Raw genomic sequence first — 14,450 nt, 5'->3', positions numbered from 1 at the left:
CGGTGAAGCTCATTCCTTGGTGAAGGTGCCGAGGCCGGTCGTGTCGAGGTTCTCGACCCGGACCTTGTCGGCGCGTCCGTCGGACCCGACGCCGAAGGTCACGCCGGACAGCCCGACGGCGTTCTCGCCCGTGGTGTGGTAGCTGAAGGTGTCGCCGTCGTAGTGCCGCAGGGTGAACCTCTGTTTCTTCGGCCCCAGTCGCATGACGAGGTCGTCGCCCTGGGCACTGACGGTCATCGGGCCGTAGAAGTCGTTGGCGTACGTTCCGGTGTACGCGCCGTCCGCCCTGGCCGGTGCGGGCCGTGGCGGAGGCTTGGTGTAGTCGGTCTCGGAGCGGTCGCCCGCCGCCGCCCCCTGGATGAGCGGGCCGATGAACGTCAGCCAGTCGACCGTGGGCCCGCCCGTCTGCGCGGTGTCGAGGAACGTACTGGTGATCGCCTCGGGTACGCCGACGGGCGCGCCGTTGGTCAGGACGACGATGCCGAGGTTCTCCGAGGGCAGCAGCGTGACGCTGGTGGCCGCGCCCAGCGCGAAGGCGCCGGAGTGGCCGAGCTTCAGCCTGCCCTGGTCGTCGTAGCCGACGTTCCACCCGAGCCCGTAGAACCCGGTCCTGCCCGCCGGCGCGTGCGGCGGCTCGGAGACGATGTGCGGCAGGTGGGTCTCGTCCAGCGCGTCGCCGTCGACGACCCGCCGCCCCTCGAACTCGCCGTTGCCGAGCTGCAGGCGCAGCCACTTCGTCATGTCCCGGACGGTGGAGCTGGCGCCGCCCGCCGGGCTCTGGGCGTCGGCGTCCCGTACGGACTCGGCCTGCCAGGTGTCGCCCTGCTTCACATGGGTGACGGCCTTGTTCGCGGCCTTCTCGTAGTCGGCGAAGGAGGAGCTGGTGGAGTCCATGCCCAGCGGCCGGTACAGCTTGTCGGCGGACAGGTTCTCCCAGCTGGTGCCCGCCGCCCGCGCGACGGCGACCGCGGCTTCGGTCAGCCCGAAGTTGGTGTACGCGTAGCTGGCACGGAACGGCGTCAGCGGTTCGTAACGCAGCCGCTCCAGGATGTACGAGCGGTCGTAGCCGAGGTCCTCCAGCAGGTCCCCGGCGTGGTCGGGCAGCCCGCTGCGGTGCGAGAACAGGTCGGCGAGCGTGACGTGGCGGGTGACCCAGGGGTCCTTGAGGGCGAAGCCGGGACTGTGCTCGACGACCGGGTCGTCCCAGCCGACGGTCTTCTCTCCCACGGCCGCGGCGACCACCGTCGATGCGACCGGCTTGGAGACCGAGGCGAGCTGGAAGACGGTGTCGGCGCCGACCTTGCCCTCCGCGCCTGCCTTCCGTTCGCCGAAGCCCTTCAGATACAGCACCTCGTCGTCATGGACCACGCCGACGGCGACCCCCGGCACACCGGTCCTGCGCATGGCGTCCCGTACGACTCCGTCGAGCCGGTCCACCGCGGCGTCGACCTTGGCCCGCGTGAGACGCGGCGGCGGCTGGGCCGGCGGAACGGTGGGCAGCGGCGACGTCCGGGCGACCGCCGCCCTGTGGACGGTGGCGGAGGTGTCGGCACCCGTGCAGCCACCGCCGGCCAGGGCCGCGGTCAGGCCCAGTGCGGCAGCGGAGCGAAGGCGCCGGGCGTGCGCCTGGTCGAGGCGGGACATGTCTTCCAGTGAAGGCCCCGCCCCGACGGCTGTCGCATCGGCGGGCCATTCGGGGGACGCGCCGTGAGAGAACTCATGAGAGTGCCGCTTGCTCGCACGGGCTCCGGCCGCGCCGTGAAGACGCAGGTGCCGGACCCCTTACGCCGGACACCACCACAGAAACGAACAGAACGTGCCCGGCTCACCTTCTCGCAGGGCAACCGCCCGAACGAATGCCCGCCTCACTCGACCTGGTCCTTCTCGAGCGAACTGGCCCTTGTCTCAGGCGCTCTGGTCCGTTGGCGCTGCTCATTCCACCCCAGGATCTCGATGAACAGCACGCGCCACTACGGTGGTCCGATGGCGTCGATCAAGCAGTTCCAGGTCACCTTCGACTGCGCGGAACCCGAGCGCCTCGCTCGGTTCTGGTGCGAGGTGTTGGGGTACGTCGTACCGCCGCCACCGGAGGGGTTCGCCACTTGGGACGATTTCAAGCGCTCGCTGCCACCTGAGCAGCAGGACGCGTGGTTTGCCTGCATTGATCCCTCAGGCGTGGGCCCGCGACTGTACTTCCAGCGCGTCCCCGAAGGAAAGGCCGCCAAGAACCGGCTGCATCTTGACGTGCGGGTCGGCACCGGACTCGTGGGTGAGGAACGCCTCGCCGCACTTGAGGCCGAGTGCGCACGACTGATCCCGCTCGGCGCGGTACACGTGCAAACGCTCTATGACGGCACCGATGCGTGCATCCCGATGCAGGACATCGAGGGCAACGAGTTCTGTATCGACTGAGAGCGGCGGCCACCGGACTGGCGGGGCCGCCTGGAGTGGTCCAAGTTGGGGGAGGTTGAGGGAGCCGACGACGGCTGTCGTGTCTCACTTGCCCTGAGCAGCGGGACGCCTGGCCTGCGGGCTATGTACCGCCGGAGCGATGAGCGCGCCAGAGGCGTCTGAGAGCTTCGAGCTCAATCCGAGGGAAGCGCTCGCCCCACGTACCTCGATAGCCGCTCTCACCGTAAGTCCGAGCCACCTCATCAAAGCAGCGGATCACGGCTCGCCCCAGCGCGTCGATGCCGAGCCGGCCCGACCAGATCTCGGTGCCCTTGTTGTCGGGGGCACGGCCGTCGCCCAGTTCCAGCAGCCGGATCCAAACGTCATCAGCCTGCCGATAGAAGATCCAACGGTAGGCGGTGGGTTCGGCCTCGAACTGCGCGCGGGTCTCCACTTCGCCGGTGAGGAGTCGAGCGACGGCCGTCAGCAGATCCTCCGGAGCGTTGGTGATGTAGGAGACGCTGAGTTCGGCCTTCGCGTGGTGGTCTTCGACGGTGCAGGTGGCCCACCCGCGCCCGTCGAGCACCCAGGTCATACGCATACCGGTCGTCATGGCCGCTCACCACCGAGAAACCGACGGACGCCAGCCGCGGGGACGGTCATCTGCTCACCGGCCTCCAGCCAAGTGGTGGGTGCCCGAGGCAGCCCAGCAGCCGGAGGACTCCGGCCAGGGGCGCAACGTCCACGTCAGCCCGACGCACCCGCCCGACGGGAGTACGACCGACACCGCGAGGCCAACGTCGTCGGCCTCGGCCTCCCGACTCCGCCCAACTCCACCCATGAGCGGAACGCTAGGCCAGCAGCACGTTCGGCGTCACTCGGATTCACGTCTGGACGACCGGGAGCACTGGTGACGCTCAGTGGTGAAAGCTGTCCCCCGATGAGTCTGGCCACCTGCTGGAGTCTGCCTTTCGACGAGAGCAGTCGCGTACCCAGGGTTGATCTTGAGTGAGTGGGAGTCGGTCATGTCTGTAGGGATCTTCGCGGGGATCACAGTGCGCAACTACGCGAGCGCTTTGGAGTGGTATAAGCAGTTGTTCGGCGCGGAGCCGGCCTTCTACCCCAACGCCGTAGAAGCGGTGTGGCAGTTGGCCGAGGACCGCTACATGTACATCATCGAAGACGCCGAGCGGGCCGGCGGCGCGGTGAGCATGGTCTGGCTGGACGACCCCGGTTCCGAGGTCGCACGGATCGCCGAGCGAGGTCTGCGACCGGTGGAGGTGGAGCGGCACGGCGATGTGTGCAAGTGGGTGTTTCGCGACTCCGACGGCAATGAGACGGGGGTCGGGGGCGAGGTCTCACGGTCGAAGTAGGCAGGAAGCTGTCCTGCCCGTTCCGGATGGCGGAACTGCACTGGCCAGCGGCAGAACTCGCGGAGCTGGTGGCTGCCCATCCAGGGCAAACAGCTCACCTTGACTGGCCTCACTACTTGGCCGGTTCCAGTCACGTGCAGGCCTTGAAGGGCTGCATCCGAGTGCATAGCCTCTGACACCGGCGCATGCGGTGGGAACCACGCGTCGACGTCAACGAGCCTTCCTCAAAATCTCCTGCTCGCTCATCACCACCCGCTCAAAGTCACCGCATTGACAGTTGTTAGGGTCATGACATGACGACCAGGGCTGACGCGATCGTTTCGGGAGACATACGCACGCGGGCGGAGATCAGGCAGGTATTCGGAGGAAGCGGGCAGGGTGGCATATGCTCCTCCGTTGAAAAGCAGAGCGTCAACCTCTATTCGGACCCCACTGTCGGAGAAGTCAATGGGTATTACGACGGTTGGCTGGCAGAAGAAGACGAACTGGGGCCCATTTTCGAGTACACGGGGGCAGGGAAGTCCGGCAATCAGACGTTCGCCGGAGCCGCAGGCTCAGGCAACCGAGCAATCCTCCGCCACGCTGAACAGGACCGCACGTTACGAGTTTTCACACAGGTCGGCTTAGTGCCCAATAGCGGCACCAAGACTCATGAGTACATCGGGGAATTCACTCTGGATGCACTGGAACCTTATGTGTGGCGCAGAGTGCACGGCGAGGACAGCAAGGAACGCAATGTAATTGTTTTTCGCCTTCGACCGGATGGAGAATTCCAACGGTCATCAAAGAACCTGATCCCGGCCGCGACAGAGACCACGTGGGAACTGGTCCCCTTCGAGGTGGTTACGGCGGCCAATCTTCACACTGATCCTGCGACTACCGGCGCACTGGAAGGTTCCAGCAAGCCCAGGAAAAAGGCGAGCTCCCTACGAAAAGCTGCAGCGAATGCCGCCACCAGCGGCACGTTCGTCGCATCAGAGAAATTCAACAAGAAGATGAGTCTCCGCTCGTCGGCCGCAGCCCACATCGCCGTGCGCCATGAAGCCGAGTTGACCAGTACCTACATGGCCTATCTCAGAGCCGTCGGGCGCAAGACTGGCGCCTTCCAAATCAAAGTCAAGGGCCTTACATCCACCCTAAAGACAGACCTCTATGACGCAACGGAGCATGTGCTCTACGAAGCTAAGGGTTCTAGCGCACGCGAGGAAGTAAGGATGGCCCTAGGTCAAATTCTGGACTACAGCCGCTACGTGCAAACCGAGGACCATCCCGAGCCACCCAAGCGCGTTATCCTTCTCCCCGCAAAGCCCGACCTGGACATGTTTGACCTGTGCGAATCGTACGGGGTGGAAATAGTTTACAGATCGGAAAATGGCAGCTTCATCGGAGAATCAGTACCAGTCGAATAAATCCTTGAACATCCTTAAGCCGTTCCCCCTCACGGACCTTCCAGCATCTTAAGCGGCTGTCCTGCGGGAGTCATACGCCATCGACGTGAAATGACGCCAAGACGAGTGGCTCCCGCATACGGCACGAGGTCTAGAGGATTCATCCACGCATCAGAGAAGTGAATGTTCAAGTGCAGCGCGAGAGCCAATAGAATGTCCTGAGATGCATCTGTATCTATTTGCACCAACAGAGACCCTGGCTCGGGCGAGCGTTCAAGAAGGTGACTACGAGGATTCTGCCATTGCAGGTGACCCTTACCTAGCACCCACACGCTATCAGGCCATTCGACTGGCGGCCTAGTTTGACACCATTCCATAAGATGATTACCGATGGTCTCCAATTTAAGTCCATCAAAAGCGATGACGATCCCAGAGGTTGGGAAGAAGTCGTAGGTTTTCCCGTAAGCCGATGTCTTTCGCGGCACAAAACCGGGTGTCGGGCGATACGAATCCTTCGACATGCGCCGCAGCTTACTGATCTTGCTGCACGCGTCCAAGAGTTTCTCCTTATCCAGTTTGGTCTTCACTTCGACAACACCATAAACGCACTCGTTCGGAAGGATCCGATACCCGTTCAGGGTTGTAAAAGGCGGAGTTCCTCGATCCGCGAGAACGATGTCACACTGGGGGGAGGTTTCACCTGAAGCCGTGACAATCTCGGCATTGTGTACCGTTTCCACATGGGACGGTAAATAGCTAGCGAGAAACTCGCGAACAAGAGCTTCTCTAGAAGTTCCCGCTTCGCCGTTGTGGCTGAAATTTCTTGACTGCTCGAAGTCTGCACGCATCCGCATGGCAACTGAGCTGAGGATTCTTCCAAGTTTCTCTTGAGGCATGAAACAACTCTAGGGCAGTGCAACAAGCCACTGCAGCTGTGGCAGACAAGTCGTACTCTCCCCCATCCAGCAGGCGGCCATCGCCTGCGCACTGTCAGCGCCCTCTGTTACACATGGGCACAGCTGATGAGCGATCAAGGGAGCCAGAGTGTCTGAGTTGGGGGATTTCGCGCAGCCTGCCGTGGGTCTGTACGAGGAGCTCATCACGGTGCGCTTCGAGCAGAAGCTGAAGGAGTTCGCGAGTCTCGGGTGGCGTCCCGTGAGCGACACAGTGGGAGACGAGTCCGTTCCCTATGTCCTGTCAAGACACATCGCCCGGACGGTGCGCCGCGTGCTGCAGAACATCCCCGCTGAGGAGCGGGTATACGCGACGAACCACATCTTGGACTCCATCAGCACTCTTGAGGGAGCACTGGAGTGGGTGGAATTGGTGGCAGAGGGACCACGCCAACTCCTGGCGCTGACCAAGCAAGAGGCCCCCGGCGTCTTCGCCGTACGCCCCGGCATCCCGCTCTCCGACACCGCGCTCATCACCAACTCACCCGATGACCCCAGCCTCGGCTTCGAGTTGCGTGCCGAACTCGCCACCGCTGATCGCGTCGACCTGCTCTGCGCCTTCGTGAAATGGCACGGCCTGCGCATCATCGAGCAGTCTCTACAAGCCGCCCGTGAGCGGGACGTGCCGATACGTGTCATCACGACGACCTACATCGGGGCGACTGAGCGACGCGCACTGGACCGGCTGGTGCAGGAGTTCAACGCCGAGGTCAAGGTCAACTACGAGACGAGGTCGACTCGACTCCACGCCAAGGCCTGGTTGTTCCGGCGGAAGAGCGGTTACGACACGGCGTACGTCGGCAGCTCCAACCTCTCCAAGGCCGCGCTGCTCGATGGGCTTGAGTGGAACGTCCGGCTGTCGTCCATCGCCACACCCGACGTACTGCGAAAGTTCGATGCGACGTTCGAGTCCTACTGGAGCGACCCGTCCTTCGAGCTGTACGACCCGGACACCGACGGCGCTCGACTCCAGGAAGCATTGGCGATCGCCGGGGGCACCTCGAATACCTCGGCCGCGGATCGCAGAATTACTCTGTCTGGTCTCGAAGTACGCCCCTACGCCCATCAACGCGACATGTTGGAGCGCCTCGAAGTCGAGCGCGAGGTGCATGACCGGCACCAGAATCTTCTGGTCGCGGCGACAGGCACTGGCAAGACGGTGATGGCCGCGCTGGACTACAAGCAACTCCGCAAGAAGCATGGTCGTGACCTGCGACTGCTGTTCGTCGCTCATCGCAAGGAGATCCTCCAGCAGTCCCTCCGGACCTACCAAGACGTCTTGGTAGACGCGAACTTCGGCGAATCCCTGCACAGCAGGGAGATTCCGGAGCGCTGGACGCATGTCTTCGCCAGCGTGCAGTCACTGAACACGCGCGCACTGGAGCGGCTCGCTGCTGATCACTTCGATGTGATCGTGATCGATGAGTTCCACCACGGGACTTCGCCGACGTACCGGAAGATCCTCGATCACTTCGAGCCGCTGGAGCTGCTTGGGCTGACCGCAACCCCCGAGCGCATGGACGGCAAGAATATCCAGGACGAGTTCTTCGATGGGCGCATCGCTGCCGAGATGCGGCTGTGGGAGGCCTTGGAGAATGACCTACTCAGCCCCTTCCACTACCTCGGCATCAGCGACAACACCGATCTGAGCGCGGTGAAGTGGCATCGCGGGGCGTACGACGCAAGTGAGATGAACGACGTGCTGTCCGCCAACCACGCGCGTGCGCTGCTGATCTTGAAAGCCGTCGAGGAGAAAATCGCCGATCCAAGCGCCATGCACGCCTTGGGCTTCTGCGTTTCTGTCAAGCACGCGCGATTGATGGCAGAGTCCTTCCGTAAGGCCGGCCTCAACTCCGTGGCCCTGTCTGCTGGAACCCCTGCCGATGAGCGTAGGCAGGCACTGGCCGACCTCGCGTCCGGGGCGTTGCAGGTGATCTTCTCGGTCGACCTCTTCAACGAAGGCCTCGACATCCCCGACGTAGACACCCTGCTCCTGCTGCGCCCCACCTCCAGCGCAACGGTGTTTTTGCAGCAGCTCGGCCGAGGTCTCCGGCGTACCGAGAACAAAGCGGTGTTGACCGTGCTCGACTTCATCGGCCAGCACCGTAAGGAGTTCCGCTTCGAGAACCAGTTCCGCGCCCTGACGAATCTGACCCGCAAGCGGCTCCTGGACAACATCGAGCATGACTTCCCGCAGCTCCCGTCCGGCTGCCAGATCATCCTTGAGGAGAAGGCCAAGAAAACCATCATCGCCAACATCAAGGACCAGATCGGCGTCAACGTCACTGCCCTGGCACGCGAGGTGGCTGACTACGCCGAACTGAAGCTCAGCCGGTACCTGGACGAGAGTGGACGCGAGCTCAAAGAGCTCTACCGGGGCAACGGGAACTCTTGGACAGGCCTACTCCGCCGTTCCGGCCTCCTGAAGGGAGAGGCTCCGGAAGGTGAGGACGCGCTCCTCAAACGCGTCTCCGCGTTCCTGCACGTGGACGACCCGGTCCGGGTTGCTGCGTACACGCGGATGCTGGAGGACAACGCCCCTGCCTACAGCACCCTCGACGAGCAGGGACAGGCGTATGCCCGCATGCTCTTCTTCCAGTTGTGGCCACTCGGCGGCATTGTCCGCAAGGGGTACGCCAATTACGACGCCGGATTTGCGACCCTGCGCAAGCAGCACGCTTTCCGAAGCGAGCTGCGCCAAGTGCTGGAGCACAACCTCGCCCACACCGAACACGTGCCGATCTCTCTCTTGGGCTTGGGCGGTCCGAGTGGCGTCCCCCTCACCGTGCACGCCTCGTACAGCCGCGAGGAGATCCTGCCTGCGCTGGGGCAGTCGTACATCGGGGGCTTCATGCCGGCCGATTTCCGCGAGGGTGTGAAGTGGTGCGACTCGATCAAGACGGACGCTCTCCTCATCACGCTGGAGAAGGACGAGAAGGACTTCTCGCCGCAGACCCGGTACCACGACTACGCGCAGAGCGAGACCCAGTTCCATTGGGAGTCCCAGAACCAGACGTCAGAGACCTCCCCCACCGGTCTTCGCTATCAGCGCCATGTCACTGAAGGCAGCCACGTCCTGCTCTTCGTACGCCGCTACAAGAGCACTGACATAGGCGGTGCCCAGCCGTGGATACTGCTCGGCCCTGCGGAGTACGAGAAGCACACGGGTAGCAAGCCGATGGCGATCACGTGGAAGCTAAAGCACGAGATCCCGGCGGACGTCTGGACGTACTCGACGATCAAAGCGGGGTAGCGCCTCACATCGAGCCGCCCACCACCCCCGATTCCGCTTCCGCTTCGAAGTGCATCTGCGCACGGTCCAACGCATCATCCGCATCGCGGCCGTGCGCCCGGAGCCAGTGGAGGAGGTCAGCAATCGCACCGATCGCTGCCTCCTCCGCCAAGGCTGCGCTCAGCCGACCCGCGTTGCCTGTGGGCAACAGCTTCCCCTCGCTGTAGAGGTCGATCACCTCCTCCGCTCTTGTTACGTGAGGCCCTCCGCGGTGGCCGTTGGGCGAGGTCAGCGTGGTGGGGAGCTCGCACCACGTCATCTTGCGGTCAGCGAGGAGTTGCACGCCCCAACGGTCAGCAATGCAGGTAATGAGCTCCATCCCTCGCCCGGATTCGGAGTTGACGCCCTGGTTGAGGAGCGTGGGCAGAGCGCGGGTGTCAGGGTCGTGGACCTCGATCCGAAGACGGGTGTCCTTCATGGAGACCGTGAGGGTGGTGGGGGTGCCGGGACCGACGTGCGTGATCACGTTGGAGACGAGTTCGCTGACGCAGAGTTGGGCTGCGTCGATGAGCTCGGCCAAGCCCCAGAGTCCGAGGTGGATGCGAAGTACGCGTCGTAGTCCTGCGACTTCCTCCGGCTCTGCCAGAAAGTGAAGGTCCCAAGGCTTCCTTGGCATGCAGGTGCTGCAGTCCATGCTCAACTCCTTCTCACTCCCACCGAGTTACACAGCGCACTCGGCCGCACACTTAGAGTTGCATTGGAACTCTCAAAATGGAACTCTCACAGAGGTTGAGAAGGAGCGCACCGCTAAATCTCGCGCCCCCAGCGCACACCGCCTTGCCGACCCGCGCAGGCAACCAGGACGATCTGATGGATCGACACGAAGGGCTTGTAGGCATGCCGATTGGACCCACCACGCGAAGGCGCCAACTGGGCGCGGACCTGCGCCGTCTACGCGAACTCAAGAGTCTGACCCTTGAGGAAGCAGGCGCTCGCGTCGGCATCTCAAAGGCGACGCTGAGCCGCTACGAGACGAAGGAAGGCACGGTCAAGTGGCCGGCCGTAGACGCGCTTTGCCGCGAATACGGGGCTACCGACGAAGAGCGGCTGGCCCTGGTCGAGCTCGCGAAGGGGGCGAGGATCCAAGGTTGGTGGCGGTCACTTGCCGACCCCATCCCCGACTCCATGAACCTCATGCTCACGCTTGAGGACGAGGTCGTACGCGAGGATCACTACGCCTGCATGTACATCCCTGGGCTACTCCAGACCCGCAAGTACGCCGAAGCCGTTCACCGGGCTTCGGAGGTTCAGTGCGCGGAGCGGGAAGTGCAGCACATGGTGGACATTCGCATGAAGCGACAGGAGCTCCTTGAGAGGGAGGAGCCGCCGCACATCTGGTCTGTGATCGACGAAGCCGCCGTCCGACGCAGCGTCGGGGGGCGTGAGGTCATGGGCGAACAGCTGCGACACCTGCTCACCATGTGCGGGCGCCCGAACATCACCGTCCAAGTGCTCCCCTTCTCAACAGGAGCCCATGCGGCGGCAGTTGGCAGCTTCGCCGTCCTGCGCGGGCCGCAGCCCGACCTGGATGTGGTCTACGTGGATCTCCTCGGCGGCGGACTCTTCATGGAGAAGCACCAGGAACTGGACCGCTATAGGTTGGCGTTCGAGTACCTGAGCGCACAGGCGCTCGACCTTGAGTCTTCGGCCGCACTCATCGCCCGTATAAGCAAGGAGACGTGATGACCGCACCGCCCGCGCCCGCTCTTTCGTGGTTCAAGTCCTCTTACAGCGGGGGAAGTGGGACAGAGTGCGTTGAGTGCGCGCGGATGGCGGACGGCACTCTCGTACGCGACTCAAAACTTGCCAGAGGTCCTGTAGTTGCTGTTCGAGGTCAGGCGTGGCAGATGTTCATAGGAGCGTTGAGAAGCTTGACGGTTGATGCCATAAGGTCCCTCTGATTCACCAGAGTTCGATGGATCTGACACTCACGAAGTAGTCCCGGCCGCCGTGGCGGGACTACTTTCCTGCCCTTCTTGCCCCCGCTCACTGGCGCCTGGAGACTGTTGCCGCATAACCTGCCGCCGTGGCAGACGGTTTACCACTGCTGGCGGCGGTGGCAGTAAGAAGGTGTGTGAGAGTGGATGTTGACGGCGCCGCGCGAATGCGAGCGGGCGCAGCTCGGCCGTGATCCCACTCCCAGTGCGGCCATTGTGGACAGCCAGAGTTTTCGGGCACAGCCACTCCGGATCAAAAAGATCCGTCGAGTAACGGGTACGCAGCCCGCACACCCCAGCCCCCGAAAGTGCGCCACCACCCCGCTACCAGGTGACATGCCCGCTGACAGGCTTTTCAGACGCCCTCTAGCAAGTTAGGAATTTTCGTCCTCAGCCATCGCGACGTACAAAGGTGTACCGATGACGATGTCGAGTTCTTCTTTTTCAGCAGCGTGGGTGCCGTAGAGTAGACGACGCGCAAGGAACTCACAGTTGACAGCCGGGCTCCTCATCCCTCTGGAGAAGTCGAGGACGTCGATGAGACCTTGCTGCTCATTCCATGGTCCATCCAGAACTCTCCTCCGCGAGTCGGGAGGCACGATGTGCCAGTCCTCCCGGGCTTCGCGCAGCAGCTGGAAGAGAGGCGGCAGCATGGAATAAGACCCTGAGATGTGTTCAGTTGGGGTGCTGTGTCCTAGAAGATGGCGCGCCGATCCGATCAGTGCGACGACTGTGCGAGCCTGCCGCCCGGTCATGAATACTGGGCCTGTCACGGTTTCATATCCGGCGATCTGAAGCCCGAGTTCGCCCCGAAACCAGGACGTTGGCTCCGTCATCCACCCGATGTTGTACTCCCGGTCGAGGTACCCCTCAACAACGTCCAGCCTTCCGTACATGCTCGGCTCAGGGTTTGCCGCCTTCTGCACCGCAAGGCTCAGCAACTTCAGATCCACCTTTGCCTCGGCGGCCAACTGATGGAGCAGCTTCTGGGGGATCTGCTGAAACAGCATGTCCACCTTACTCCCGGAGACATACACGTAATAGCGCACGTCGCCCCAATCGGACATTGTGGACGCTATCGCCGGGCGTCGCGCTTCAGCGCGGCCTTCTTTACGCGCCCAGGGCGACGCCGATCTTTCCAGCGACTTCCGGATGGCCGAGATATCTCTCGATGGAGTGCGGCTCATCACCATTGTCGACTTTGATGTTTTGGACACTGCCCCAGCCACGCGTCTGAAGAAGCGGATGCCCCAAGGCGACGATGTCGCTGACATCATAGGTGGTCAGCCAGTCGACATCGATGTTGCGAGGGCCTGGAGGCTGAAGGTTCTTGAAGACCGCATCTAGCCCTAGCGGCGAGCCCGCCGTCACCCAGAGCTTGGTGCGCTGACATAGGTTCTGATCGGACAGTAGATCGCATGCCACCACCGTGCCCAGGCTGTGCGAGACGAGCACGATGGGCCCATCGTCCGGTATGGCCTCCTTCACCATCTCAAAAATATCGCCGCGCGCCTTAGCCAGATACACCGCCACATCGCGCAAGTACGAGGAGATGATCTCCTGGTCGACGCGCGTATGACGGGATAGCGCCGTCAGTACACGGCGGGTGACGCCCCAGGCCAGCACCCGCTCACTCAGACTTTCAAGTTCGATTCGGCCGGCATCGGCAGTCGCAGCGCCTTCGATGGAGGCCATTCCGGAAGCTTCAGCGGAAACCCTCATGTCTTGCAGGAGTTGCCGTTCGAGGATTCCCACGTCTTGCGGCATGTACGGGTGAAGCGGGGCTGCGTCATCGAAGTTGTCCGTCATCGACTCAAGTTCCAACGGGTTGCGGGCCAGGTTCCTTGTGATCCCATAGAGCAAGTTGGCGTAGAAAGGGAACACCACTGGATTGGTGTCAACGACGGGCCCCGTCTTCAAACCTGCCTTTGCCAAGCCGGAAGCGAGGCCTGCCAACCACTTCCGCTTGAGTTCATCGGGGTCCTTGAACTCCTGACGGCGTCCATGAACAAACACAAGTGTCGCGTTCATTTGCCCGCTCCCTCATTCAACGCTTCTTTAACCAACAGTCGCTGTTTCGGCGAGAGTTCCGCTTCCTGCAGCTTCCTCACTATGCGGCTCACTCTGGCCCCTTCGTTCCAGCTCATTTCGCGCCCCTGTACATCACGCGCCTCTACGCCTCCGTGATGGAGGGCCACCATCTCCCACTGGTCGTTAAGCACCGGAGCGCCAGATGAACCACGCCGGGTGTCGCTGGTGTAGCGCAACCACTGATCGTCTTCAGAGACCAGGCGATTGTCTCGAATGCCCAGCTTCTTGCGCTCACCCCCCGGGTGGTGAATCACGTTCAGAGGCTCGGCCTTGAGAATTTTTCCCTGCTGCTCGATGAGCCGTACGAAGCCGCGGTCTTCACTCAGTGGTTCAGCGATCGCAACAACTGTGAAGTCCAAGTCTTCTTTCGGGACGGTGAAGAAGAAGATCTCGGGGGCGAACTGGTAGTCGGTGCTCACCACCGGGTCCCCTTCGTCGTCATAGTCGTATCCCAGCTGCACTCCCATGCTGGCTGCCAGATCGCTGTCCGGCACAACGTGGTTATTCGTGAGCAGCAAGCGACGGGAAATCATCACACCGGTGCCCTCGGCAGTTATCGGCTCGTGTGGCAGGCAAGTGACAACTCGACCCACTGAACGGGCGGTTGTTAGAGCTCTGCTGAAGAAGCTGAGCCACACAGAGTCGTCACCATCAACTATGACCTCAAGTTCTATGTTATAAGTGGACAGCCGCTCGCGACGCTGGTCGATCTCTGGTTGAGTGTTAGCGAGGTCAAGGTTCCGTTCGCGCAGGGCTGCTGCTACTGAAAGTTCGTCACCCCTGCTCTGTTCCCAGCGCTGTCGTATTTTGTCTCGGGGAACGTCTCTGCCCGCCATAGTTTTCACCACCCGGCACGAATGATCAGGCTGGGGAATGGCTGATACTGCCCTACTTCCAGAGTGCCGCGCGAGCGGTCGGTGCCGCAACTCGGAATGCATTCAGCTAGCCATCGTCACTGACACTCAGCGGACTACGGCACTCACTGTCTCGGGTGCTTCCGAAGCCGTTTCGTAGCCCTCGGCTGC

At 62.5% G+C, this 14,450-nt stretch carries 14 protein-coding genes; 6 read left to right on the top strand and 8 right to left on the bottom strand.

Going from position 1 to position 14,450, the window contains the following annotated elements:
- Positions 1-9: 9 nt before the first annotated feature.
- On the bottom strand, positions 10-1,644 hold the full coding sequence (locus tag ACWDR4_RS02865; RefSeq protein ID WP_450403032.1) for a serine hydrolase: 1,635 nt from the start codon (positions 1,642-1,644) through the stop codon (positions 10-12).
- 339 nt (positions 1,645-1,983) lie between these two features.
- Here ACWDR4_RS02865 and ACWDR4_RS02860 point away from each other — a divergent pair, with 339 nt between their 5' ends.
- Complete coding sequence (locus ACWDR4_RS02860) at positions 1,984-2,412, top strand: VOC family protein (protein ID WP_450403030.1); 429 nt, start codon at positions 1,984-1,986, stop codon at positions 2,410-2,412.
- A 121-nt stretch (positions 2,413-2,533) separates the two neighbouring features.
- Here the strand turns inward: ACWDR4_RS02860 and ACWDR4_RS02855 are convergent, their stop codons facing one another.
- Together ACWDR4_RS02855 and ACWDR4_RS02850 are read right to left on the bottom strand one after the other, a co-directional pair.
- Positions 2,534-3,004, bottom strand: coding sequence for a hypothetical protein (locus tag ACWDR4_RS02855; protein ID WP_450403027.1), 471 nt, complete (start codon positions 3,002-3,004; stop codon positions 2,534-2,536).
- Between the two features lie 54 nt (positions 3,005-3,058).
- A complete protein-coding gene (locus tag ACWDR4_RS02850) occupies positions 3,059-3,232 on the bottom strand; it encodes a DUF6228 family protein (protein WP_450403024.1) in 174 nt (57 codons plus the stop codon).
- 184 nt (positions 3,233-3,416) lie between these two features.
- Here ACWDR4_RS02850 and ACWDR4_RS02845 point away from each other — a divergent pair, with 184 nt between their 5' ends.
- Positions 3,417-3,764 carry a VOC family protein gene (locus tag ACWDR4_RS02845; protein WP_450403021.1) on the top strand — a complete coding sequence of 116 codons (348 nt, stop codon included), beginning with the start codon at positions 3,417-3,419 and terminating at the stop codon, positions 3,762-3,764.
- Positions 3,765-4,057: 293 nt separating this feature from the next.
- Complete coding sequence (locus ACWDR4_RS02840; RefSeq protein ID WP_450403018.1) at positions 4,058-5,173, top strand: hypothetical protein; 1,116 nt, start codon at positions 4,058-4,060, stop codon at positions 5,171-5,173.
- Between the two features lie 29 nt (positions 5,174-5,202).
- On the opposite strand, the gene ACWDR4_RS02835 is transcribed toward ACWDR4_RS02840, so the two are convergent.
- A complete protein-coding gene (locus tag ACWDR4_RS02835) occupies positions 5,203-6,048 on the bottom strand; it encodes a DUF6602 domain-containing protein (RefSeq protein ID WP_450403016.1) in 846 nt (281 codons plus the stop codon).
- A gap of 148 nt (positions 6,049-6,196) precedes the next feature.
- On the opposite strand from ACWDR4_RS02835, the gene ACWDR4_RS02830 reads away from it, so the two are divergent.
- Positions 6,197-9,358: a DUF3427 domain-containing protein gene (locus tag ACWDR4_RS02830; RefSeq protein ID WP_450403013.1), complete on the top strand. Its 3,162-nt coding sequence runs from the start codon at positions 6,197-6,199 to the stop codon at positions 9,356-9,358.
- 4 nt (positions 9,359-9,362) lie between these two features.
- Here ACWDR4_RS02830 and ACWDR4_RS02825 read toward each other — a convergent pair whose 3' ends face one another.
- On the bottom strand, positions 9,363-10,031 hold the full coding sequence (locus ACWDR4_RS02825) for an ATP-binding protein (protein ID WP_450403011.1): 669 nt from the start codon (positions 10,029-10,031) through the stop codon (positions 9,363-9,365).
- A 203-nt stretch (positions 10,032-10,234) separates the two neighbouring features.
- Between ACWDR4_RS02825 and ACWDR4_RS02820 the strand changes: the two genes are divergently transcribed.
- Both ACWDR4_RS02820 and ACWDR4_RS02815 read left to right on the top strand, forming a co-directional pair.
- Positions 10,235-11,080, top strand: a complete 846-nt coding sequence (locus ACWDR4_RS02820) for a helix-turn-helix domain-containing protein (RefSeq protein WP_450403352.1) — start codon at positions 10,235-10,237, stop codon at positions 11,078-11,080.
- The gene (locus ACWDR4_RS02815) at positions 11,080-11,298 is read left to right on the top strand and encodes a DUF397 domain-containing protein (RefSeq protein ID WP_450403009.1); all 219 of its coding nucleotides are present in this window, start codon (positions 11,080-11,082) and stop codon (positions 11,296-11,298) included. The genes ACWDR4_RS02820 and ACWDR4_RS02815 overlap by 1 nt, the downstream gene beginning before the upstream one ends.
- 410 nt (positions 11,299-11,708) lie before the next feature.
- Here ACWDR4_RS02815 and ACWDR4_RS02810 read toward each other — a convergent pair whose 3' ends face one another.
- The 3 genes from ACWDR4_RS02810 to ACWDR4_RS02800 are packed head-to-tail and all read right to left on the bottom strand — an operon-like array spanning position 11,709 to position 14,261.
- A complete protein-coding gene (locus ACWDR4_RS02810) occupies positions 11,709-12,401 on the bottom strand; it encodes a DUF7019 family protein (protein WP_450403008.1) in 693 nt (230 codons plus the stop codon).
- A 43-nt stretch (positions 12,402-12,444) separates the two neighbouring features.
- Positions 12,445-13,365 carry a hypothetical protein gene (locus ACWDR4_RS02805; RefSeq protein ID WP_450403006.1) on the bottom strand — a complete coding sequence of 307 codons (921 nt, stop codon included), beginning with the start codon at positions 13,363-13,365 and terminating at the stop codon, positions 12,445-12,447.
- Complete coding sequence (locus ACWDR4_RS02800) at positions 13,362-14,261, bottom strand: trypsin-like serine peptidase (protein WP_450403003.1); 900 nt, start codon at positions 14,259-14,261, stop codon at positions 13,362-13,364. Before ACWDR4_RS02800 ends, ACWDR4_RS02805 begins: the two co-directional genes overlap by 4 nt.
- Between the last annotated feature and the right edge of the window lie 189 nt (positions 14,262-14,450).

It is taken from the genome of Streptomyces sp. NPDC000878 (assembly GCF_053599695.1).
Note: the sequence above shows the minus strand (reverse complement) of the source record. Positions and strands in the feature narration are given on the sequence as shown.